Source organism: Caulobacter sp. GW821-FHT12F03, from assembly GCF_058806855.1.
The window spans coordinates 1-22,121 of record NZ_JBXAQC010000004.1; the positions used below are offsets into that span (position 1 = coordinate 1).

Below are 22,121 nucleotides of genomic sequence, written 5' to 3' on the forward strand. Positions count from 1 at the left end.
GGCCAGGTCGGCGGCGGTCGGCGGGGGCGCGGCGTTCGCGGCGGGCGCGGCCTTGGCGTCGACCACCGGGACGGTCTGCGCCGGGCGATCGGCGACCGTCCTGGCCGGGGCGTCGGCGCGCGGCGGCTGGGCGGCGGCGGCCGACATCAGGACCGGAGCGGTGGGGGTCGGCGCGGGAGCCGTCCCGGCCGGCTGGGGGGCGACATCGGCGGGCGGAGAAGCCTCGGTCCCGGCCTGCGGCAGGGTGGAGGCCGGAACCCGGATCTGACGGGCGGCGAGGTCTGACGTCTCGGCCGCTTCACCTGTCGGCGCGGGCGCGGGAGTCGGCGCCGGCGCCGGGCCGGGAACCGCCAGCAGCAGCGCCAGGGCGGCGTCCTGCGGGGTCGTGGCCGCCTGGACGTCCGTATCCTCGGTCGAGTCCGTGTCCAGCACGCCGGTCGCCGGGCGGGGCGTCCCGGCGACGCTGGCGAGGCCGGCCTCCCCGGTCTGTTCGGCCAGCAGGCCCTCGAACAGGCCGCCCCCGGCGCCGGACGCGCCGCGACCGGCCGGCGCGCTGGGGGCGCCGGGCAGGACAACGGACGGACTGAACGCGGGCACGGTCATGGAGGGCGGAAACGCCTGTGTCTGGGGGAAACGGTCGGCGCCTGCTGCGCCCGGATCATTCGACAGGGTCAAAGCAACGGCCGGGCCAGTTTGGCGAAGCGGCCACAAACCCCTGCTACGCAAGGGATCACGCGGACTGGCGTTGATCGGTGGCCGGACGGGTCGAGGCGGTTTTTGCCGGGCCGGTTGCGTCCCTGGCGGCCTGAAACTGCCGCCCCCGCGCCGTGGCGCCACTCTTGCGTTTGGTTAACACGACCGGTCTGGCGGTTGGAACATAACCGCCAAGGAATTCAACGGGTTGGGTTTTGTCTACGCGAGCGCGGACGCGTTCGCCCGGCAAAAAACGCCAGAAAATGCGTCAGGCTTTGCCGGGCGCAGGGCAAAGTTCGCATGGGCCTGAACTCGATCATGTCGTCGGCGACGACCGGCCTGATGGCCGCCCAGACCGGTCTTCGGACGGTTTCGGACAACATCGCCAACGTCAACACGGCCGGCTACGTCCGCAAGACCGTCAACCAGGCCCCGCTGGTCTCGGCGGGCATGGGCGTCGGCGTCAACATCACCGGCATCAGCCGGGCGGCGGACGCCTTCCTGCAGCGCGCGGCCCTGACGGCCAAGTCCAGCTCGGCCCAGGCCGGGGTGCTGGCCAGCGCCTTCGACCGCGCCCAGGCCCTGTTCGGCGATCCGTCGTCCAGCAGTTCGTTCTTCAACCAGCTGGATCAGGTCTATTCGGCGTTCGCCGCGGCGGCGGGGGATTCCGCCTCGTCGATCCAGCGCGGCGCGGCGATCGACGGCGTCTCCAACTTCCTCACCGAGGCCTCGCGCATCTCGTCCTCGCTGAAGAGCCTGGCCAGCGAGGCCGACGCCCGCATCGGCGGGGCCGTCGACCGGGCCAACCAGCTGCTGGCCCAGATCGACGCCCTGAACACCGACATCAGCCGCGCCCAGGTCGGGGGCGGCGACTCGACGGGCTCGGAGAACATCCAGGGCCAGCTGATCAACGAACTGTCGACCCTGATGGACATCGGGGTCAGCGCCCGGGCCAACGGCGGGTCGGTGATCCGCGCGTCCGACGGCACGGTGCTGGCCGGCAACGGCGGCGCGGCGACTCTCTCCTATGTGCACGCGGACGGGGCGTCCGGGGAGATCGCCGTCACCCTGCCCGGCGCGGCGGGCCAGACCTCGCTGCGCGCGCGCCTGACCTCGGGCGAGATCCGCGGCCTGCTGGACCTGCGCGACCGCGAACTGCCGGCCGTCGGCGCCCAGCTGTCGGAGTTCGTCACCAAGGCCGTCGACGAACTGAACCGGGCGCACAACGCCTCTTCCAGCGTCCCGGCCCCGGCCACGCTCAACGGCCGCAATACCGGCCTGGACCTGCCAACGGCCGTGTCGGGCTTCACCGGCAAGACGACCATCGGCGTGGTCGCGGCCAACGGCCTGCTGCAGCGGCAGGTGGCGGTCGACTTCGACGCCGGGACCATGAGCGTCGACGGCGGGGCGGCGGTGGCGTTCACCGCCAACACCTTCCTCTCGACCCTCAACAGCTCGCTCGGCGGGTTCGGCTCGGCCAGCTTCACCGACGGCGCCCTGTCGCTGTCGGCCACCGGCGGCGCGGGCGTGGCCATCGCCGACGACGCGACGACCCCGTCGGCCAAGGCCGGCAAGGGCTTCTCCCACTACTTCGGCCTCAACGACCTCGTCAGCTCCGAGGGCTATCCCTATTACGACACCGGGTTGACCGCCACGAGCGCCCACGGCTTCACCGCCGGCGACACCATCAGCCTGCGGGTGGCCGACGCCGACGGCGGGCGGGTCAAGGATGTCACCGTGGCCATTCCAGCCGGCGGCACGATGCAGGACCTGCTCAACGCCCTGAACTCCAGCACCACCGGCGTGGGCCTCTACGGCGCCTTCAGCCTCGACGCCGACGGGGCGATGACCTTCGCCGCCAACGCCAAGGGCTCCAGCCTGTCGGTGCTCAACGACGACACCGAGCGCGGCGCCGGCGGCCCGTCCGTCTCCGAGCTGTTCGGCATCGGCGTCGCCCAGCGCGCCGGCCGCGCCGAGCGGTTCGAGGTGCGCAGCGACATCGCCGGCAACCCGATGAAGCTGGCCCTGGCCAGCCTCGACCTCAGCCAGGCGGCGTCGGGCAAGCCGGTGCTGGCGGTCGGCGACGGCCGCGGCGCGGTCAAGCTGGGCCAGGCGGGCGAGACCTTCGCCGGGTTCGACGCGGCCGGCGGCCTGGCCGCCTCGACCATGACCGTCTCGCGCTACGCCTCCGAGCTGGCCGGGTCGGTGGCCCGCAAGGCCGAAGCCGCCACCTCGCGCCAGTCGATCGCCGAGGCCGTCTCGTCCGAGGCCGACACCCGCCGCAGCTCGGCGGAGGGGGTCAACCTCGACCAGGAACTGATCAGCATGACCACCTACCAGCAGGCCTTCAACGCGTCCGCGCGGCTCGTCCAGGCCAGCAAGGACATGTACGACACCCTTCTGACGATGGTGAGATAAGCCATGAACCGCGTCGCCACCGGCAACAGCTACTCCTCGGTCCTCAACGACCTGATGCGCGCCCAGGTGCGCCAGAACGACGCCAACACCCAGGTCTCCAGCGGCAAGGTCGCCTCCGACCTGAAGGGCTACGCCAGGAACGCCGAGACCCTGCTGGCCACCCGCTCGATCCAGACCAAGGTCGACAGCTACCTGGCCCAGGGCAAGACGCTCAGCTCGAAGCTGGAGTCGCAGGACCTGGCGCTGACCCAGGTGACCGACGCCGCCGCCGGCGCGCGGCAGGCGATCAGCGAGGCCCTGGCCACCGGTCGCGGCGACTCGCTGATGAGCGAGCTGAAGAGCTGGTTCTCGTCGGCCTCGGACGGCCTGAACGCCAAGTTCGGCGGCCGCTACCTGTTCGCCGGCGGGCAGGTCGACACCGCGCCGGTGACGGCGACCAGCATGGCCGACCTGACCGCCAGCCCGACGGTCGCCGCCGTGTTCAAGAACGACAACCTCGCCCCGACCAACCAGCTGGACGAGTCGACGACCATCCAGTCCGGCTTCCTCGCCGACCAGCTGGGCACGGGTCTGTTCGACTCCTTCCGCCAGGTGCAGGCCTTCGTCGACGCCAACGGCGACTTCACCGGCCAGCTGACGCCGGCCCAGGAGACCTTCCTGCAGGGCATGCTCGGCGGCTTTGAATCGGCGCGATCGAGCCTGACCGACGCCACCGCCCGCAACGGCCTGATCCAGAACCGCGTCGACACGACGATGGAAAGCCAGGACGCCCGCAAATCGATGCTCGAGGGCATGATCGGCGGCGTCACCGACGTCGACATGGCCGAGGCCATCAGCCGCCTGGAACAGGCTCGCACCACCGTCCAGGCGACCGCCCAGGTGTTCAACACCCTCAGCCAGAGCTCGCTGCTGACGCTGCTCGCGCCGTAGCGGTCAGCGCGGCGACACCGGCGGGTCCGCACGGCGGACGTCACGGAAGAACCAGGCCTTCACCGCCTCGGTGGTCGCCGCGTAGGCGACCAGCGTCGCCAGCAGCGCGGCCATGATCGGCAGGGGCAGCGGGACGAGGTCGAACAGCGCCGACACCGGACCCAGATAGGGCGAGGCCAGCGCCGCCAGGGCGACGATCACCGTGCTCGTCACCAGCAGTCGCCCCGGTCGGCTGCGCCAGGCCGGCCCCTGCGTGCGCAGCACCAGCAGCACCGCCAGCTCCGTCAGCAGGGAGATGACGAACCATGCCGTCTGGAAGCCCGCCTCCCCGGCGTGGAACACCTTGAGCAACAGGCCGAAGGTCAACAGGTCGAACACCGAGCTGACCAGGCCGAAGACGATCATGAACCGCTGGATGTCGCCTATGCTGAGCCGCTGGGCCCGGGCGAGCCGCGCCGGCTCGACGGTGTCGCTCGACAGCGTCACGGCCGGCAGGTCCGAGAGGAAGTTGTTCAGCAGGATCTGCGCGGCGGTCATCGGCAGGAACGGCAGCAGCGGCGTGGCGATGGCCATGCTGATCATGTTGCCGAAGTTGGCGCTGATGGTGATGCAGATGTACTTCAGGGTGTTGGCGAAGGTGCGGCGGCCTCCCTCGACGCCCTGTTTCAGCACCTCCAGGTCGCGGCTCAGCAGCACCACATCGGCGCTCTCGCGGGCCACATCGACCGCGCCGCTGACCGAGATGCCGACATCGGCGGCGTAGAGGGCCGGAGCGTCGTTGATGCCGTCGCCGAGATAGCCGACCGAATGGCCAGTGCGCTGCAGGGCGCGGATGATCCGCTCCTTGGCCTGGGGATCGACCTCGGCGAACAGGCTGGTGCGGGCGGCGACGGCCCACAGCGCCTCGTCCTTCAGTCTGGCCAGCTGATCGCCGGTGACCACTTCGCCGACGTCGAGGCCGAGCGCGCCGGCGACGTAGGCGACCACGTGCCGGTTGTCGCCGCTGATGACCTTCACCGACACACCCAGCGCGGCCAGATCATGAATGGCGGCGGCGGCCTCCGGCTTGGGCGGATCCATGAACACCAGCAGGCCGCGGAGGCACATCGCCGTCTCGTCGGCGATGTCGTAGTCGGCGCGGGCCGGCAGGCGGCGGGTCGCCAGCGCCAGCACCCGGAACCCCTCCTCGCCGCGCTTGCGGAACCAGGCCTCGACCGCGTCGCGCGCCGCCGCGTCCAGCGGCGCCTCGCCGTCCGGCGTCATCCAGGTCGTGCAGAGGTCCAGCACATTGGCGAAGGCGCCCTTGGTGACCAGCAGCCGGCTGTCCGTCGCGTCGGGCGCCTGCACCACGATGGTCAGCCGTTTGCGCGTAAAATCGTAGGGAATCTCGTCGGCCTTCAGCCAGCCGTCGGTCTTGAGACCCGCCGCGCCGCCCCAGGCCAGGATCGCCTGGTCGAGCGGGTTCTCGATGCCGGTCTCGAAGGCCGCGTTGAGGTAGGCCAGCTGGCCGACCTCGGGCGACGGCGCCCCGAGCGGATCGACCGCCTCCTCAAGATGGATCTGGCCTTCGGTCAGGGTGCCGGTCTTGTCGGTGCAGAAAACCGTCATGCTGCCGAGGTTCTCGATCGCGTCCAGCCGCCGGACGATGACGCCCTTCTTCGCCAGTCGCCGGGCGCCGGCCGACAGGGTCACGCTGATGATCGCCGGCAGCAGTTCGGGCGACAGACCCACGCCCAGCGCCACCGCGAACAGCAGGGAGTCGAGGAACGGCCGCCCGAGCAGGTGATTGACGATCAGCACCGAGATCACGACCACGATCATGATGCGGATCAGCATCGCGCCGAACCGGCGGACGCCGCGGGCGAAGTCGGTCTCTTCCGGTTTGGCCTTCAGCCGCTCGGCGATGACGCCGAACTGGGTGCGCTCGCCCGTCTCGACGACGAGCACCTCGCCGGTCCCGCTGCGCACCGAGGCGCCGAGGAAGACCATGTTGGTGCGGGCGGCGACGCCGGCCTCTGCCGCGCTGACGCCGGGGCGCTTCTCCACCGGGAAGGACTCCCCCGTCAGCGCCGCCTCGCTGACCAGCAGATCCTGGGCCGACAGCACCACCGCATCGGCGGGCACGACCGCCCCGGCCGACAGCAGCACGATATCCCCGGCGACGATGTCGGCGAACACCATCGGGACGACCCGGCCGCCCCGCCGGACCCTGGCGGTCAGGGCCAGGCGCTGGCGCAGCTCGGCCACGGCGGCCGAGGCCCGGTATTCCTGAGCGAAGCCGAGCAGGGTGCTGCCGAGCACGATGGCCAGGATGATCGAGGCCTCCAGCCACTGCTGGGTCGCGCCGGCGATCAGGGCGGCGACGACGAGGATCAGCACGAGCGGACTCTGGAACTGGCGCAGCAGCAGGGCCGCGGCCGACAACCGGGTCTCGGCCCGGACGCTGTTGGGTCCGTCGCGCGCCAGGCGGGCCGCCGCCTCGGCGTCGGACAGGCCGGCGGCGGAGGCGCCCAGCTCGACCAGAAGCCGGTCGGCCGGCACGCTCCAGACCGGCGGGCCGGAAGGACTGGCGTTCATGATGACGGACCCGGTGGAACCTGACCGACGTTCTAGGTCGCCAGCCAGCGCCCGGGCTTGATGCTTGTCAAAGCGGTCGCGGTCGCAATTTTCGCGGCGAGCCTCTACATAGCGGCCCATGAACGCGCTCCCGCCCCTGATCGATATCGCCGACGACGTCGTGCGCGCGGCCGTCGGCCTGCCGACCGGCTCGCGGGTCGTGGCGGCCATGTCGGGCGGCGTCGACTCGACGGTCACGGCCGCCCTGATGGCCCGCGCCGGCTATGACGTGGTCGGGGTGACGCTGCAGCTCTACGACCACGGCGCGGCGATCCAGAAGAAGGGCGCCTGCTGCGCCGGCCAGGACATCCTCGACGCCCGCCAGGCGGCCGAGGCCATCGGCATCCCGCACTACGTGCTCGACTACGAAAGCCGCTTCAGGGAACAGGTGATCGAGGAGTTCGCCGACGCCTACCTGCGCGGCGAGACGCCGATCCCCTGCGTGCGCTGCAATCAAACCGTGAAGTTCCGCGACCTGCTGGACGTGGCGCGGGACCTCGGCGCCGCCGCCATGGCCACCGGCCACTATGTGCGGCGCGAGGACGGCCCGGACGGCCCGACCCTGCACCGCGCGGTCGACGCCAACCGCGACCAGAGCTACTTCCTGTTCGCCACCACGCGCGAGCAGCTCGACTACCTGCGCTTCCCGCTCGGCGGCCTGCCCAAGCCCGCGGTGCGCGGCGTCGCGGCCGGCATGGCGCTCAGCGCCGCCGACAAGCCCGACAGCCAGGACATCTGCTTCGTGCCCGAGGGCAAGTACCACACCGTCATCGACCGGCTGCGGCCGCAGGGCGCGGTGGCGGGCGATATCGTGCACCTCGACGGCCGGGTGCTCGGCCGACACGAGGGCGTGACCCGCTACACCATCGGCCAGCGCCGGGGCCTCAACATCGGCGGCGGCGACCCGCTGTTCGTCGTGCGCATCGACGCCGACGCCCGCCAGGTGATCGTCGGCCCGCGCGAGGCGCTGCTGACCCGGGCCCTGACCCTCAAGGAAGCCAACTGGCTGGGCGACGAGGCGACGCTCGAGGCCGCCGCCGCCATCGGTCGGCCGGTGCTGGCCCGCGTCCGCTCGACCCGCGAGCCGGTCGCCGGGCGGCTGGCGATGGTCGATGACCAGATCGGCGTCGCGCTCGATGTGCTGGAAGAAGGCGTCGCCCCCGGCCAGGCCTGCGTGCTCTACGCGCCGGAAGACCCCAGCCGGGTGCTCGGCGGCGGCTTCATCGAGCGCGCGGTGCGGGCGGGTTAACGGCGGTCGTTAGGACCTTCGCCCGCCGCGCGATCAGCAGACAGACCCATCGAGGGCGCGGCGGTTTGACTCACGCCGCGAATTTTTCGCCGAAAATGGGCCCGCGCCGGAGTCGGACCGGAGTCCATTCCCCCACTGTGGCAAGGGCTGGCTGAATCCCACGGGATTCACTGGAGATTCAGCGATCACGAAAGAGTCATCTTAACCTTCGGTCCACCCCGCCAGATGGTCGCTTGCTCCCGATTCGCAAATCGGCTTAACGATTCTTTCCGAGGCGGCGTTCACCATTAACCAGTCTTAAAGCAGCTTAATTCCAATGTCGGAATTGAGCTTCGGGAGCGGATTCCGCTCCGTCCAATCGTTACCGCGGGGGCCGCGGGGAGGGATCGATGCGCGTACTGTTGATTGAGGATGACAGCGCGACGGCGCAGACCATCGAGCTGATGCTGAAGTCCGAGGGTTTCAACGTCTATACGACGGACCTGGGCGAGGAAGGCGTCGATCTGGGCAAGATCTACGACTACGACCTGATCCTGCTGGACCTGAACCTGCCCGACATGAGCGGCATGGACGTGCTCCGCACCCTGCGCAATCACAAGATCAACACCCCGATCATGATCCTGTCGGGCTCGGCCGAGATCGACACCAAGGTCAAGACCCTGGGCGGCGGCGCCGACGACTACATGACCAAGCCGTTCCACAAGGACGAGATGGTCGCCCGCATCCACGCCGTGGTGCGCCGCTCCAAGGGTCACGCCCAGGCGGTCATCCAGACCGGCGAGATCGCCGTGAACCTGGACGCCAAGACGGTGGAAGTGAACGGCATGCGCGTCCACCTGACGGGCAAGGAATACCAGATGCTGGAGCTTCTCTCGCTGCGGAAGGGCACGACCCTGACCAAGGAGATGTTCCTCAACCACCTCTACGGCGGCATGGACGAGCCCGAGCTGAAGATCATCGACGTCTTCATCTGCAAGCTGCGCAAGAAGCTCGCCACGGCCTCCGGCGGCCAGCACCACATCGAAACGGTCTGGGGCCGCGGCTACGTGCTGCGCGACCCGCAGGAAGGCGTCGTCGCCGCCTGATCGACCCGTTCAGTAGCGTAAAGCGTACCAACGCCCGCCGGTCCCTCCGGCGGGCGTTGTTGTTTCCGCCCTACCGCCCGACCGGGCGGGCCGAGGAAATCTGGTTGTTCAGGCCCAGCGCGCCGAGGTCGTAGACGCTGTCGCCGAGAATCTCGCAGCGGCCGCCGTAGTTGATCTTGGTGCAGACCTGCCAGCGGCCGACGCCGCGGATCTGCAGCGACTTGGCCTTGTCGCCGAACGACCAGGGCGCCAGCGTCGGGGCCGGGCCGCGCAGGGTGATCTTCGCGCCGTTGTAGCCGGGCTTGCCGTACAGCGTCAGGCTGGCCGGCGGCAGCGGGCCGGGGTTGCCGCCCGGGCGCGGGCCGCCGGGAACGGGACTGGCCCGGCAGGTCAGCCGCCCGTCGACATTGGCGATGTCGCCGCGACAGTCGTCGAAGCGCAGGCTGCTCTGCATCCAGACGCCGTTGGCCCGGCGGCAGCGGGCGGAGACCTGCTTGCCGCCGTTCGGGCCGCGCCAGGCGCTGATGTTGCTGCAGCTGGTCTGATAGCTGCCGTTCGGGGCCTGGATCGACTGGGCCCGGGCGGCGACGGCGCCGACGCTGAGCGCGGAGGCTGCGGCAATGGCGAGGACGGTCGCGATTTTCATGATGGCTCCTGGTCACGGTCCCGACGGAACGCCACGCTAGCATCGGCGCCGGCGGTCCGCGACGTCAAGGACCTGTGATCGCCGAACCTGTTCGCCGTTGCGCCGGGCGGGCGGCCGTGGCTCCCTGCCCGCTCAAACGGGTTCGGGGAGACACCGGCATGGGACGGATGATCGCGCTGACGGCGGCGCTGGCGGGCGCCCTGCTGCTGGCCTGGACCGGGACGCGGACGCCGCCGCCCGAGCATGGTCCCGTCGTGCTCTCCACCGGCGGCTTCAATGTGCCGACCGCCGCCTACGACATCGGCCGGATCGCCGCGAAGCCCCACCCCGTCGGATCGGCGCAGAACGCGATGGTGCGCGACTATCTGATCGGCAGGATGACCACCCTGGGCCTGCAGCCGACGATCCAGTCCGGTCTGGCGATCAACAACGGGGCCCGCGCGGGCGGCATCCTGGCCGGCCAGATGCAGAACCTCGTCGGCGTGCTGCCGGGCCAGGACCGGTCGGCGCCGGCGCTGGCCATCATGGCTCACTACGACAGCGTGCCCGCCTCGCCCGGCGCGGCCGACGACGCCACCGGGACCGCCGTGGCGCTGGAGGTCATGCGCGTCCTGGCCGCGCAGGGGACGCCGAAGCGGGACGTGATCCTGATCCTGACCGACGGCGAGGAGGCCGGCCTGCTCGGCGCCCACCTGTTCTTCGCCGAGCACCCGCTGCGAAGCCACATCGGCATGCTGATCAACCTGGAAAGCCGCGGCGGCGGCGGCCGGGCCAACATGTTCCAGACCGGCCCCGGCAACGGCGCGCTGATCCCGCTGTTCGCGAAGACCGCCTGGCAGCCGATCAGCAACTCCCTGGCCGTGTTCCTCTACAGCAAGATGCCCAACGACACGGATTTCACCGTGTCGAAGGACGCCGGCATCCGCGGGCTGAACTTCGCCTTCATCGGCCGGCAGTTCGACTACCACTCGCCGACCTCGACGCCGGCCAACCTCGATCGCGGCTCGATCGCCAGCATGGGCCGGCAGACGCTCAACGCCGCCTCGGCCCTGGCCTTCGCGGACGCCCTGCCGGGCAAGGCGCCGGACCTTGTCTACAGCCAGACCTTCGGCGACCACCTGCTGGCCTACCCGGCCTGGGGCGGCTGGATCGCGCTGCTGATCGCCGCCGGGCTGATCGGGCTGGCGGCGCGGCGCGGCCGTCGCGACGACGACGTCCGTCTGATCGACGCGGCCCGCGGCGCGGGGGCGGCGCTGTTCCTGCTGCTGGCCGGCGCGCTGCTGCTGCATCTGGCGCGACGCGCTACGGGGGTCGAGTTCGGCTTCCTCGGCCAGCGGCCGCTGCTGGCCCAGTGGGCGCTGTGGGAGACGACGCTGGCGGTGCTGGGCGTCGGCCTGCTGCTGCTGGTTCCAACCCTGCTGGCGCGGTCCGGCACGCGGCTGTGGCTGGCAGGGGCGGGCCTGGCCGGCGGCCTGCTGTGCCTTGCCTTCGCGGGCTGGGACCCGGTCGGGGTCGGCCTGGGCGTGGCCACGGCGCTGGTCGGCTACGCCGCGTTCGGCAAGGCGGCGGCCCTGCCCGGCGCCTGGCTCGGCGTGCTGCTGACCGGCCTCGTCGTCGGCGCGATCCTGCAGATCACCCTGCCGGCCGTGGCCTTCCTCGTCGCCTGGCCCCTGGCGCTGGCGAGCCTCGGCGCGGCGGCCAGCCGGATGGGCGCCCGGATGGACCGGTCGCGGACCACGGCCCTGGTCCTGCTGGCCGCGCTCGGCGGCGGCTGGCTGGCGGTGATGTTCCATGTGGTGTCGCAGGGGCTCGACCTGCCCGAGCTGCTGGCCCTGTTCCTCTGGCTGGGCAGCTTCGTCCTCTGGCCGCTGGCCTGGCCGGAGAAGCGGCCCGGGCTGGCGGCGGCGCCGGCCGCGGGGCTGCTGCTGCTGGGCGTGATCCTGCTGGCGGTGGTGCGGTTCGGTGATCCGTGGAGCGAGCGGCATCCGCGCGCGACCTACGTGCTGCATGTGCAGGACGCCGTCACCGGCAAGGCCTGGCGCGTGGCCCCGACACCCGATCTGTCGCCCTGGGCGCGGTCGGTCCTGACGGCCGACGGCGGCGCTGTCGGCAAGACCGCCCTGCCCCCGCTGACGCGCGCGAAGGTCTGGACCGCGCCGGCCCGCGCCCTGCCGCCCCGGGCCGCGCCCGTCACGGCCGCCCGGCGGACGGACGGCCGGATCGAGATCATCCTGCCGCCGACGCGCGTCAGCGTCCTGGCCCTCGACCTGCCCCCGAGCCTTCGCGACCTGACGATCGACGGCAAGTCCGTCCGCCTCGCCGACGCGCCGGCCGACACGGCGACCCCGGCCGGGTCGCGGAACCTGACCCTGCGGTTCGCCGGCCAGCCGGTGGCGCACAGGATCGTTCTGGCCCCGACGGGTCACGGAACGCTCGACGGCCGCTACGGCGTGTTCGACGAGCACTGGCCGGCGACGGCAAGGCCGCTGCCGCCCCGGCCGTCGACGCTGATGCCGTTCGACCTGTCGGACTCGGCGGTGACCACCGGAGCCTTCTCGACCGCCTACTGATCGGGCGTGTCGACGCCGCCCTCCCCTTGACGACGGCTTATATTTCTATATTTCTCGAATAGTCGATTTATAGGAGACCGCCATGAAGCGTCTGCACCTGCATATTTCCGTCGAGGACCTGGGCCGTTCGATCGGCTTCTACTCCACCCTGTTCGGCGCCCGGCCGACCGTGGTGAAGGACGACTACGCCAAGTGGATGCTTGAGGATCCGCGCGTGAACCTGGCCATCTCGCAGCGTGATCGCGCCGCGGGCGTCGACCACGTCGGCGTCCAGGCCGAGACCGCCGCCGAACTGGCCGAGATGGCCGGCCGCCTGAAGGCCGCCGGCGAGACGACCTTCGACCAGGAAGCCACGACCTGCTGCTACGCGAAGTCCGACAAGAGCTGGGTCACCGACCCGTCGGGCGTGCGCTGGGAGACCTTCCATACGCTGGGCGAGGCGACCACCTACGGCGAGGACGAGGTGATGCCGGCTGTGGTTACCGCGGCGGACGTGGCGAAGGCGAGTTGCTGCGGCTGAGTGCGTGGTTCGAGACGCGGACCTGAGGGCCCGCTCCTCACCATGACGAACAGGGTGAACGATCAACCCCTCTTCGTCATCCTGAGGAGCGAGCTTCAGGCGAGCGTCTCGAAGGACGCACGTCTGTCACAAAATTCGTCTATTCTCGAATCATGGAACAGACTGACGCCGTCGCCGCCCTGTCGGCCCTCGCCCATCCCGGCCGGCTGGCCGTGTTCCGCCTGCTGGTGAAGGCCGGGGCGGACGGACTGCCCGCCGGGCGCATCGCCCAGGCCACGGGCACGCTCAGCAACACCCTGTCGACCAGCCTGGGCATCCTGACCCAGGCGGGTCTGGCCCGCTCGCGGCGCGACGGCCGGCAGATCATCTACACCGCCGACTACGAAGCCATGCGCGGCCTGCTGACCTTCCTGGTGGAGGACTGCTGCCAGGGCGAGCCGGCCATCTGCGGCCCGCTCACGGGCCTCGTCGGCGGGGCCTCGTGCGGAGCGAAGACCTGCTGATGACCCACACCGTCCTCTTTCTCTGCACCGGCAATTCGGCGCGCTCGATCCTCGCGGAATCGATCCTCAACCGCCTCGGCGCCGGAAGATTCACGGCATACTCGGCCGGCTCGATGCCGACCGGAACGGTGAACCCGCACGCCATCAAGCTGCTGGAACGGTTCAACTACCCGACCGCCCATCTGCGCTCGAAGCCGTGGGAAGAGTTCGACCGGGCGCACAATCCGGACGCCCCGGAGCTGAACTTCGTCTTCACCGTCTGCGACAACGCCGCCGGCGAGGTCTGTCCGATCTGGCCGGGCCAGCCGATGACGGCCCACTGGGGCGTGCCCGACCCCGCCGCCGTCGAGGGGTCGGACGCCGAGATCGCGCTGGCCTTCGCCGACACCTACGGGCGGCTGCACAACCGGCTCGAAATCTTCGTCAACCTGCCGATGGCCAGCCTCGACCGCATGTCGCTCCAGGCCCGTCTCGACGGCATCGGCAAGGCCTGATCCATGTCCATCTTCGAACGCTTCCTGACCCTGTGGGTCGCCCTGTGCATCGTCGCGGGCATCGCCCTGGGCCAGCTGTTTCCCGGCCTGGTCCAGACCATCGCCGGCTTCGAGATCGCCAGGGTCAACCTGCCGGTCGCCGGGCTGATCTGGCTGATGATCATCCCGATGCTGATGAAGATCGACTTCGCCGCCATGCGCGAGGTCGGCCGCCACTGGCGCGGTATCAGCGTGACCCTGTTCATCAACTGGGCGGTCAAGCCGTTCTCGATGGCCTTTCTCGGCTGGCTGTTCATCGGCGTGCTTTTCCGCCCGTTGCTGCCGGCGGTGCAGATCGACAGCTACATCGCCGGCCTGATCATCCTCGCCGCCGCCCCCTGCACGGCGATGGTGTTCGTCTGGAGCAACCTGACGAAGGGCGAGCCGCACTTCACCCTCAGCCAGGTGGCGCTGAACGACGCGATCATGATCGTCGCCTTCGCCCCGATCGTGGCCCTGTTGCTGGGCCTGTCGGCCATCACCGTGCCGTGGGAGACGCTGCTGCTGTCGGTCGGTCTCTATATCGTCGTGCCGGTGATCATCGCCCAGATCCTGCGGCGCCTGCTGCTGGCGCGGGGCGAGGCGACTCTGACCGCGGCGCTGGCGCGGCTCGGGCCCGCCTCGATCCTCGCCCTGCTGGCCACCCTGGTTCTGCTGTTCGGCTTCCAGGGCGAGCAGATCCTCGCCCAGCCGCTGGTCATCGCCCTGCTGGCCGTGCCGATCCTGATCCAGGTCTATTTCAACGCCGGCCTCGCCTATCTGCTGAACCGCCTGACGGGCGAGCAGCACTGCGTCGCCGGCCCCTCGGCCCTGATCGGGGCGAGCAACTTCTTCGAGCTGGCGGTGGCCGCGGCGATCAGCCTGTTCGGCCTGAAGTCCGGCGCGGCCCTGGCGACGGTCGTCGGCGTGCTGGTCGAGGTCCCGGTCATGCTGACCGTGGTGGCCATCGTGAATCGCTCGAAGGGCTGGTACGAACGCGGCCTTCGCGCCCGAGGAGACGCCTGATGACCGTGACCATCTTCCACAACCCCGCCTGCGGCACCTCGCGCAACACCCTGGCGGCGATCCGCGAGTCGGGCGTCGAACCGACCGTCATCGAATATCTCAGGACCGGCTGGACGCGTCCGCAGCTGGAGGCGCTGCTGGCGGCCATGGGCAAGACGCCGCGCGACATCCTGCGGGTGCGCGGCACGCCTGCGGAAGAGCTGGGATTGACCGCTCCGGACGCCACCGACGGCGCGACCCTCGACGCGATGGTCGCCCATCCGATCCTCGTGGAACGCCCTATCGTGCAGTCGCCCAGGGGCGCGGCCCTGTGCCGGCCGTCGGAGAACGTTTTTGCGCTGCTCGATACCCCGCCGGAAAAATTCACCAAGGAAGACGGCGAGACCGTTACCCCTGTTCGGTGAACGGGCAGAGCGTGACAAAAACGACGAAGCACCGAATATTGCTTGCGTTTCGGGTCGGGGCGCGGTGAAAACCGGCCCGCAGATTGCTGGGGTCATCCCGGCCGTGCCATTCTGACCGCGTACGGCATCGCCAACTGACGGGGGAACGATGCAGGAATTCGATCCCAGGCGCCAAACAGCCCGTTTCGCGCCCAAGATCCTGGTCGCCGTGGCCGGTTTCGCCATGCTGTCCATCGGCTGGAAGCTGACCGCCGGCCCGGCCGCGCCCGGCGCCAAGCCGCTCGATCCCGCCGCCCTCACCGCCCTGCAACACATCGCCTTCGCCCGCGCCGAAGCCCAGCCCGGCTTCGACCACGGCCAGAACATCGCCGTCGAGGTCCGCCCCGGCGAGACCCTCGAAGCCGCCGTGCTGCGCAGCGGCGTCGCCCCGACCGACGCCCGGCTGGCCGTGCGCGTGCTGGCCCAGGCGATGGACACCGTGAACATCCGCGCCGGCATGGACTTCGTCGCCTCGGTCGCCCGGCCGCAGGACCGCCGCGGCCCCGCCCGGCTGATCGGCCTGTCGATGCGCACCGGCGCCGCCAGCACCCTGACCGTCTCGCGCACCTTCGACGGCGCCCTTCGCCTGCGCGAACTCGAGGAAGTGGTGAAGCCGGAAACCGTGGCCGCCTGCGGCCGCATGCACGGCTCGTTCCACGAGAGCGCCATGGCCGTCGGCGCCAACGCCGGCGTGATCGCCGAGGCGTCGAAGCTGTTCTCGCACAAGATCGACTTCTCGAGCGACATCAAGGCCGGCGACCCGTTCTGCCTGGTGTTCGACCGCAAGGTCACCGAGAGCGGCCGCACCGTCGAGGCCGGCGGCCTGCAGTATGCCGAGATCAAGGGCCAGCGCTTCTACGGCTTCACCCGCGCCGACGGGAAGCGGACCTTCCTCGACTCCATCGGCAAGAGCATCAAGGGCTTCCTGCTGCGCGCGCCGGTCGACGGCGCCCGGATCACCTCGAGCTTCGGTTTCCGCCGTCACCCGATCCTCGGCTACAACAAGATGCACCAGGGCATCGACTTCGGGGTCGGCACGGGCACGCCGATCCTCGCCGCCGGCGACGGCGTGGTCGTCGAGTGCCGTCGCTGGGGCGGCTATGGCAACTGGGTGCGGCTGCGCCACGCCGGCGGCTACGAGACCGGCTACGGCCACCTGTCGCGCTTCGGCAAGGGCTGCAAGCCGGGCGCCCACGTCAGCCAGGGCCAGGTGATCGCCTATTCGGGCTCGACCGGCGCCTCGACCGGCCCGCACCTGCACTACGAGGTCTGGCTCAAGGGCAAACGCGTCAATCCGCTGGGCGCCAAGATCCCGACCGGCAACAGCGTCGACCCCCGCGACGTGGCCGCCTTCAACGCCACGAAAAAGCGCATCGAGGCCCTGATCGCGCCACGCCGCACGGCCGCCGCCATCCCCGCCCCCGAGGCGCCGAAGGTCACGCCCGCCGCCGCGACGCCGGAAGACAAGGCCCCGACCAAGAAGCTGGCCCGCGCCGACTTCACCGCCCCCCGCGCCGGCCTTCGCCCCCGCGCGGGGTGAGGCTGTCGACACGACGACCCCGACCACTGTAAACAGCGGCCCCTTCCCGTCGCTGTTTCCGGATTTTCCGCCTTGCGTCTTCCCCAGGCCCGCCTCGACCAGGTGCTCGACCGTTTCCGCGAGATCGAGGCCCGCATGGGCGCGGCCACGGAGGGGCCGGAGATCGTGCGCCTCGGCAAGGAGCACGCCGAGCTGAAGCCGGTGGCCGAGGCCGTTCAGGCGCTGCAGAAGGTTCTGGCCGAGAAGCCCGAGCTCGAGGCGATGGCCGCCGACACCGACCCGGAAATCTCCGAACTGGCGCGGGACGAACTGGAGCGTCTCGAGGCGAAGCTGCCGGACATGGAGCGCGACGTCGCCCTGCTGCTGGCCCCGCGCGACAAGGACGAGAACGCCTCGGCGATCCTCGAAGTCCGCGCCGGCACCGGCGGCGACGAGGCGGCGCTGTTCGCCGGCGATCTGTTCCGCATGTACCAGCGCTACGCCGCCAACCGGGGCTGGAAGGTCGAGATCGACAGCGTCTCCGAAGGCGAAATGGGCGGCTACAAGGAAATCATCGCCTCGGTCACCGGCGAGGGCGTGTTCGGTCGGCTGAAGTTCGAGAGCGGCGTGCACCGGGTGCAGCGCGTGCCGGCCACGGAGGCGCAGGGGCGCATCCACACCAGCGCCGCCACCGTCGCCGTCCTGCCCGAGGCCGAGGACGTCGACATCGTCATCAACGACGCCGACCTGCGCATCGACACCTACCGCTCCAGCGGGGCCGGCGGCCAGCACGTCAACAAGACCGACTCGGCCGTGCGCATCACCCACATTCCCACGGGAGTAGTCGTGACTTCGTCGGAGAAGAGCCAGCACGAGAACCGCCGCAAGGCGATGGCCAACCTCAAGGCGCGGCTCTACGACATGCAGCGCCAGGCGCTGGACGACGCCCGCTCCGACAGCCGCAAGAGCCAGGTCGGCAGCGGCGACCGCTCCGAGCGGATCCGCACCTACAACTATCCGCAGGGCCGGGTGACCGACCACCGCATCAACCTGACCCTCTACAACCTGCCCAAGATCATGGAGGGCGAGGCGCTGGACGACGTGATCAATCCGCTGATCGCCGAGGACCAGGCCGAACGGCTGGCCTCGCTGGAAAACAGCTTCGGCTAGCGCTTTCGCAGCCGCCTGATCGGCGCCAGCACGTGGCCGGCCTGGCGGCGGGCGACGCCGGCGCCGTAGCTCAGGCTCTCGTGCAGGATGAACGGCTTGCCGACCGTGTCGGCCATGGCCGCGCCGCGCTGACCCATGGGTCGCTCCGGCCCGGTGGTCGTGTCGACCGCCGTCTGGTGCTCGATCTCGGCGTTCAGCTCGGCCCCCGTCAGCAGGGCCATCACCGAGAACCAGACCCACATCATGAAGGCGACCACCGCGCCCAGCGGGCCGTAGGTGGCGTCGAAGTGGGCCACGTGATTGACGTACCAGGAAAAGCCCAGCGACCCGGCCAGCCAGGCGCAGGCGGCGAACACCGCCCCGCACACCACCCAGCGCCAGCGCGCCAGCGTGCGGCTCGGCCCGAGCCGGTAGATCATCGCGAAGCTGGCGGCCGTCACGGCCAGCACCAGCAGCCAGCGCAGGGCGATCCACAGGTCGTCGGCCCGCACCAGGCCCAGCTGTCGAAGCATCACCGGCGCGGCGACCAGCACCAGCGCCACGACGGCAAGGAACATCAGCGCGCCCAGCGTGGAGATGTAGGTTAGCGCCGTGCGGCGGACGAAGTGCCGCTTCTCGGTTTCGTCGTAGGTGACGTTCAGGCCCTCGACGAGCGCCTTCATCCCGGCGTTGGCGCTCCACACCGACAGCAGCAGGCTGACCACCAGCGCGAGGCTGAGCGGCGCCTCGTGCTGGGCGGCGAGGCGCAGCATCTGCTCGCCGACGATCTGCACCACGCTGGCCGGGAACACGCCGGACAGGCCCTGCAGCTGGCGCTCGACGGCGGAGACGTCGGACACCAGGCCGTACAGCGAGACGAAGGCGGCGATGGCCGGGAAGATGGCCAGCAGGACATAGAAGGTCACCCCGCCGGCCGTGCTGGGCAGCTTGTCGCGCAGCACCTCCCACAGCGTGCGCCAGAGGATGTCGCGCCAGCCGACCAGCGGGATCCGCAGCGGCGAGGTCGCGCCCCGGCCGCGGCCGGGCTCGAGCCGGTCGAAGGCGGCGGCGTCCATGATCCGGTCCTCGCTGAGCCCCGGAAGGGCGACCGGCGGCCCGGGACGCAGCGCCACGCCCGCCAGCAGGATGATCCATGGCACGAGATGGAGCGGTCGTGTCCGCGCCCACCGGCCGATCATCGTCAGGGTGTTCCGGTCACGGATATCCGTCATCCGTGCTCAACACCGCCGGAGGGCTCCGCGTTCCGGACTTGCCCGCGCGGGCCCGGTCGGGCACTCCTGCGGCCATGCAGGCCACCGTATCCGCCCTCTATCGTCATCCCGTGAAGGGCTTCACGCCCGAACGGCTGGCGGCGGCCGACCTGGCCGTCGGCGCGGTGTTCCCCGGCGACCGGATGTACGCGGTCGAGGTCGGCGACTGCGGCTTTGATCCGGCCGCGCCCGTGTTCGTGCCCAAGACGAAGTTCGCCGTGCTGGCCCACATCGCCGACGTCGCCCGGGCCCGCACCCGCTACGATGACGCCACGGGGCTGTTCCACGCCGCTGCGTCCGGCCATCCGGACTTCGCCGGCGACCTGACCGGCGAGGCCGGCCGCGCCGCCTTCGCGGCCTGGCTGACCGCGCTGCTGGGCGAGGACGTCCGCGCGCCCCTGAAGGTGCTCTGCGCCCCAGGCGGCTGGCGGTTCACCGACCACCCGCTGGGCCATGTGTCGATCATCAACCTGGCCAGCGTGCGCGATCTCGAGGCCCGCATCGGCCGGCCGCTGGACCCGCTGCGCTTCCGGGCCAACCTCTATGTCGACGGCTGGCCGGCCTGGGCCGAGAACGACTGGACCGGCCGGACCCTGACGCTGGGCGGCGCGACCGCCACGGTGTTCAAGCCGATCGTCCGCTGCGCGGCGACCCATGTCGATCCGGCGACGGCGGAGCGCGACATCGAGGTGGTCAAGGCGCTGTTCGACCAGTATGGCCACACCCTCTGCGGGATCTATGTGCAGACGACCGCCGCCGGCCGCGTGGCCGAGGGCGACCTCCTGGAGCTGATGGCGTGACCACCCTCGTGAAAGCCTGGAAGGCCGGCGGCGACCGCCTCAAGGCCATCGGCATCGACCAGCCCGCCATCGACGCGCGGCTGATGCTGGAGGCCGCCGCCGAGGTCAGCCGGCTGGAGATCGTCACCGACCCCTACCGCGAGATCACGCCCGAGCAGGAGGCGGTCTACGACAGCTATCTGGAACGCCGCAGCCGCCGCGAGCCGGTCAGCCTGATCCTCGGCCGCAAGGGCTTCTGGAAGATCATGCTCAACGTCAACAGCTCGGTCCTGACGCCGCGGCCGGAGTCCGAGGTGATCGTCGACGAGGCGCTGAAGGCCTTCCCCGAGCACATGGCCTTCAACGTGCTCGACCTGGGCGTCGGCTCGGGCGCGATCCTGCTGTCGATCCTGGCCGAACGGCCGGCGGCGAAGGGGCTGGGCGTCGACATCTCCGAGGACGCCCTGGCCGTGGCCCGCGAGAACGCGGCCAACCTCGACCTCGATGGCCGCACGGCCCTGCTGCGCGGCGACTGGGCCGCGGGGCTCGGCGACGCGGGCTTCGACCTGGTGGTGGCCAACCCGCCCTATATCCCCAGCGCCGTGATCGAGACGCTCGACCCGGAAGTCCGCGACCATGACCCGCGCCTGGCGCTGGACGGCGGCGAGGACGGTCTCGATCCCTACCGCATCCTGGCCCCCGAGATCCTGCGGGTGCTCAGGCCCGGCGGCATGTTCGCCGTCGAGATCGGCTACGACCAGAGCCTCGCCGTCGAGGCGCTGTTCCGCGACGCCGGCGCGGCGGGCGTGCGGACGATCAAGGACCTGGGCCTGCGCGACCGCGTTGTGGCCGGTTCCAAAAACCCCTTGGAAACAGGGGCCTGAGGCGCTACATCTGACTCGTCCCCACTCAGAACGCCGTAGAGATTGATCCCGAACGGCGGGCGCGCGAGGTCCCAAGAGGACCGGGTCGCGGCGCTGAAAGCCGGGCGGGGACAAAGAACAGCGTCTTTTTCGAAACAACAAAGCGGGCGGCAAGCCCGAACCAGTATCCAGAACCGGCCCGCGCCAACGACCGCTGAGTCGCGCGCCCGCCGGCAGGTCGAAGGGTAACATGAGAGATTTCAAGGGTATGAAGCGTCAGCGCGGCCGCAATCGCGGCGGCGGCAGTGGCGGCAACCAGGGCGGCAAGCCCCAGCACAACGCCAACCGCGCGTTCGACTCCAACGGCCCCGAAGGCATCAAGGTCCGCGGCGCGGCCCAGGGCGTGTTCGAGAAGTACCAGCAGCTGTCCCGCGACGCCGCCTCGGGCGGCGACCGGGTTCTCGCCGAGAACTACCTGCAGCACGCCGAACACTATTTCCGCACGCTGCGCGCCATGCAGCCGCACCGCCCGGTGTCCGACATCGTCGGCCGCGAGCAGTTCGCCTCGGGCTTCGACATCGACTTCGAGGCCGAACCTGAAGAGGCGCCCGAGGGCGGCTACGTCCCGGAGACGGACAACAGCGACAACGACGGCCAGCGCGACAACGCCGGCGGCGGCAATCGCGACAACAACCAGGGCGGCCAGCGCTTCGAGGGCAACCGTCCGCGCGACGGTCAGCGTTTCGAAGGCCGGGATCGTCAACGGGACGACCGTCAACGGGATGACCGTCCGCGCGACGATCGCCCGCGCGACAACCAGCAGCAGTCCCGCGAGGACCGTCCCCAGCAGCAACAGCAGCCCCGGGACGATCGTCCGCGCCAGGACGGCGAAGGCGGCGGACGCCGCGACCGCTGGCGGGAGCGCGACGAACGCCGTGACCGCGAACGCGCCGAGGCCGCCGCCCGCGATCCGCTGGCCGTGGTCGAGCCCCAGGCCGCCGCGCCGCTGGCCGCCGAACCGGCCGCCGAGTCCCCGCGCCTGCGCGGCCAGGACGGCGCCGTGAGCGAACTGCCCGCCTTCCTCGGCCGTCCGGCCGCGGTCAGCGAGGACGCCCCCGCCGACGAGGTCAAGAAACCCCGCCGCCGCCGCGCCCCGCGCAGCTTCGAGGGCGGCGACAACGCCAAGTCCGAGACGGAAGAAGCGTAGTCTGTCGATGCTCCCCACCCTTGTGGGGAGCTGTCAGGCGGAGCCTGACTGAGGGGCGGCCCGGGCGCCTGCCGGATCTGTCAGACGTCCGGTCGTTCCGGAGCGTTCGGCGCAGCCCCCTC

17 protein-coding genes and 2 pseudogenes are annotated in these 22,121 nt (G+C 70.7%); 15 read left to right on the forward strand and 4 right to left on the reverse strand.

From position 1 onward, the window contains the following. A pseudogene (locus AC1RN0_RS11185) lies at positions 1-603 on the reverse strand (hypothetical protein); the annotation flags it as partial. A 390-nt stretch (positions 604-993) separates the two neighbouring features. On the opposite strand from AC1RN0_RS11185, the gene flgK reads away from it, so the two are divergent. Beyond that, the gene (flgK, locus tag AC1RN0_RS11190; protein ID WP_492787510.1) at positions 994-3,111 is read left to right on the forward strand and encodes a flagellar hook-associated protein FlgK; all 2,118 of its coding nucleotides are present in this window, start codon (positions 994-996) and stop codon (positions 3,109-3,111) included. Between the two features lie 3 nt (positions 3,112-3,114). Next, positions 3,115-4,041, forward strand: coding sequence for a flagellin (locus tag AC1RN0_RS11195; RefSeq protein WP_492787511.1), 927 nt, complete (start codon positions 3,115-3,117; stop codon positions 4,039-4,041). 3 nt (positions 4,042-4,044) lie between these two features. On the opposite strand, the gene mgtA is transcribed toward AC1RN0_RS11195, so the two are convergent. Next, entirely contained in the window at positions 4,045-6,618 is a 2,574-nt protein-coding gene (mgtA, locus tag AC1RN0_RS11200; RefSeq protein ID WP_492787512.1) for a magnesium-translocating P-type ATPase, read from the reverse strand. 154 nt (positions 6,619-6,772) lie between these two features. Here mgtA and mnmA point away from each other — a divergent pair. Next, positions 6,773-7,906: pseudogene (gene mnmA / locus AC1RN0_RS11205) on the forward strand (tRNA 2-thiouridine(34) synthase MnmA); the annotation flags it as partial. 389 nt (positions 7,907-8,295) lie between these two features. Beyond that, positions 8,296-8,991 carry a response regulator transcription factor CtrA gene (ctrA, locus tag AC1RN0_RS11210; protein ID WP_492787513.1) on the forward strand — a complete coding sequence of 232 codons (696 nt, stop codon included), beginning with the start codon at positions 8,296-8,298 and terminating at the stop codon, positions 8,989-8,991. A 70-nt stretch (positions 8,992-9,061) separates the two neighbouring features. Here the strand turns inward: ctrA and AC1RN0_RS11215 are convergent, their stop codons facing one another. Then, positions 9,062-9,637, reverse strand: a complete 576-nt coding sequence (locus tag AC1RN0_RS11215) for a beta/gamma crystallin-related protein (RefSeq protein ID WP_492787514.1) — start codon at positions 9,635-9,637, stop codon at positions 9,062-9,064. 158 nt (positions 9,638-9,795) lie between these two features. Between AC1RN0_RS11215 and AC1RN0_RS11220 the strand changes: the two genes are divergently transcribed. The 8 genes from AC1RN0_RS11220 (at position 9,796) to prfA (ending at position 17,900) form a co-directional block, all read left to right on the forward strand. Further along, on the forward strand, positions 9,796-12,207 hold the full coding sequence (locus tag AC1RN0_RS11220; protein WP_492787515.1) for a M20/M25/M40 family metallo-hydrolase: 2,412 nt from the start codon (positions 9,796-9,798) through the stop codon (positions 12,205-12,207). A gap of 82 nt (positions 12,208-12,289) precedes the next feature. Continuing rightward, positions 12,290-12,727, forward strand: coding sequence for an ArsI/CadI family heavy metal resistance metalloenzyme (locus AC1RN0_RS11225; protein ID WP_492787516.1), 438 nt, complete (start codon positions 12,290-12,292; stop codon positions 12,725-12,727). Between the two features lie 152 nt (positions 12,728-12,879). Beyond that, a complete protein-coding gene (locus AC1RN0_RS11230; RefSeq protein ID WP_492787517.1) occupies positions 12,880-13,230 on the forward strand; it encodes an ArsR/SmtB family transcription factor in 351 nt (116 codons plus the stop codon). Continuing rightward, a complete protein-coding gene (locus tag AC1RN0_RS11235) occupies positions 13,230-13,724 on the forward strand; it encodes an arsenate reductase ArsC (protein WP_492787518.1) in 495 nt (164 codons plus the stop codon). Before AC1RN0_RS11230 ends, AC1RN0_RS11235 begins: the two co-directional genes overlap by 1 nt. Positions 13,725-13,727: 3 nt before the next feature. After that, positions 13,728-14,768 carry an ACR3 family arsenite efflux transporter gene (gene arsB, locus AC1RN0_RS11240; RefSeq protein WP_492787519.1) on the forward strand — a complete coding sequence of 347 codons (1,041 nt, stop codon included), beginning with the start codon at positions 13,728-13,730 and terminating at the stop codon, positions 14,766-14,768. Further along, positions 14,768-15,172: an arsenate reductase (glutaredoxin) gene (gene arsC / locus AC1RN0_RS11245; protein WP_492787520.1), complete on the forward strand. Its 405-nt coding sequence runs from the start codon at positions 14,768-14,770 to the stop codon at positions 15,170-15,172. Before arsB ends, arsC begins: the two co-directional genes overlap by 1 nt. A gap of 148 nt (positions 15,173-15,320) precedes the next feature. Next, complete coding sequence (locus AC1RN0_RS11250) at positions 15,321-16,751, forward strand: peptidoglycan DD-metalloendopeptidase family protein (RefSeq protein ID WP_492787521.1); 1,431 nt, start codon at positions 15,321-15,323, stop codon at positions 16,749-16,751. Between the two features lie 72 nt (positions 16,752-16,823). Next, complete coding sequence (gene prfA / locus AC1RN0_RS11255) at positions 16,824-17,900, forward strand: peptide chain release factor 1 (protein WP_492787522.1); 1,077 nt, start codon at positions 16,824-16,826, stop codon at positions 17,898-17,900. Here the strand turns inward: prfA and AC1RN0_RS11260 are convergent. Then, entirely contained in the window at positions 17,897-19,111 is a 1,215-nt protein-coding gene (locus tag AC1RN0_RS11260) for a YihY/virulence factor BrkB family protein (RefSeq protein WP_492787523.1), read from the reverse strand. The genes prfA and AC1RN0_RS11260 overlap by 4 nt on opposite strands. Positions 19,112-19,185: 74 nt before the next feature. Between AC1RN0_RS11260 and AC1RN0_RS11265 the strand changes: the two genes are divergently transcribed. The 3 genes from AC1RN0_RS11265 (at position 19,186) to AC1RN0_RS11275 (ending at position 21,999) form a co-directional block, all read left to right on the forward strand. Next, positions 19,186-19,950 (forward strand): MOSC domain-containing protein, encoded by a 765-nt coding sequence (locus AC1RN0_RS11265; RefSeq protein WP_492787524.1) that lies wholly within the window; start codon positions 19,186-19,188, stop codon positions 19,948-19,950. Then, complete coding sequence (gene prmC, locus AC1RN0_RS11270; RefSeq protein ID WP_492787525.1) at positions 19,947-20,813, forward strand: peptide chain release factor N(5)-glutamine methyltransferase; 867 nt, start codon at positions 19,947-19,949, stop codon at positions 20,811-20,813. Before AC1RN0_RS11265 ends, prmC begins: the two co-directional genes overlap by 4 nt. Positions 20,814-21,042: 229 nt before the next feature. Next, the gene (locus AC1RN0_RS11275) at positions 21,043-21,999 is read left to right on the forward strand and encodes a DUF4167 domain-containing protein (protein ID WP_492787526.1); all 957 of its coding nucleotides are present in this window, start codon (positions 21,043-21,045) and stop codon (positions 21,997-21,999) included. The last annotated feature ends 122 nt before the right edge of the window (positions 22,000-22,121 follow it).

Coding starts and splice junctions, on each gene's coding strand:
- arsB (WP_492787519.1), top strand. CDS start 13,728: ATGTCCATCTTCGAACGCTTCCTGACCCTGTGGGTCGCCCTGTGCATC.
- mgtA (WP_492787512.1), bottom strand. CDS start 6,618: ATGAACGCCAGTCCTTCCGGCCCGCCGGTCTGGAGCGTGCCGGCCGAC.
- ctrA (WP_492787513.1), top strand. CDS start 8,296: ATGCGCGTACTGTTGATTGAGGATGACAGCGCGACGGCGCAGACCATC.
- AC1RN0_RS11230 (WP_492787517.1), top strand. CDS start 12,880: ATGGAACAGACTGACGCCGTCGCCGCCCTGTCGGCCCTCGCCCATCCC.
- AC1RN0_RS11260 (WP_492787523.1), bottom strand. CDS start 19,111: ATGACGGATATCCGTGACCGGAACACCCTGACGATGATCGGCCGGTGG.
- AC1RN0_RS11265 (WP_492787524.1), top strand. CDS start 19,186: ATGCAGGCCACCGTATCCGCCCTCTATCGTCATCCCGTGAAGGGCTTC.
- flgK (WP_492787510.1), top strand. CDS start 994: ATGGGCCTGAACTCGATCATGTCGTCGGCGACGACCGGCCTGATGGCC.
- AC1RN0_RS11215 (WP_492787514.1), bottom strand. CDS start 9,637: ATGAAAATCGCGACCGTCCTCGCCATTGCCGCAGCCTCCGCGCTCAGC.
- AC1RN0_RS11195 (WP_492787511.1), top strand. CDS start 3,115: ATGAACCGCGTCGCCACCGGCAACAGCTACTCCTCGGTCCTCAACGAC.
- AC1RN0_RS11235 (WP_492787518.1), top strand. CDS start 13,230: ATGACCCACACCGTCCTCTTTCTCTGCACCGGCAATTCGGCGCGCTCG.
- arsC (WP_492787520.1), top strand. CDS start 14,768: ATGACCGTGACCATCTTCCACAACCCCGCCTGCGGCACCTCGCGCAAC.
- AC1RN0_RS11220 (WP_492787515.1), top strand. CDS start 9,796: ATGGGACGGATGATCGCGCTGACGGCGGCGCTGGCGGGCGCCCTGCTG.
- AC1RN0_RS11250 (WP_492787521.1), top strand. CDS start 15,321: ATGCAGGAATTCGATCCCAGGCGCCAAACAGCCCGTTTCGCGCCCAAG.
- AC1RN0_RS11275 (WP_492787526.1), top strand. CDS start 21,043: ATGAGAGATTTCAAGGGTATGAAGCGTCAGCGCGGCCGCAATCGCGGC.
- AC1RN0_RS11225 (WP_492787516.1), top strand. CDS start 12,290: ATGAAGCGTCTGCACCTGCATATTTCCGTCGAGGACCTGGGCCGTTCG.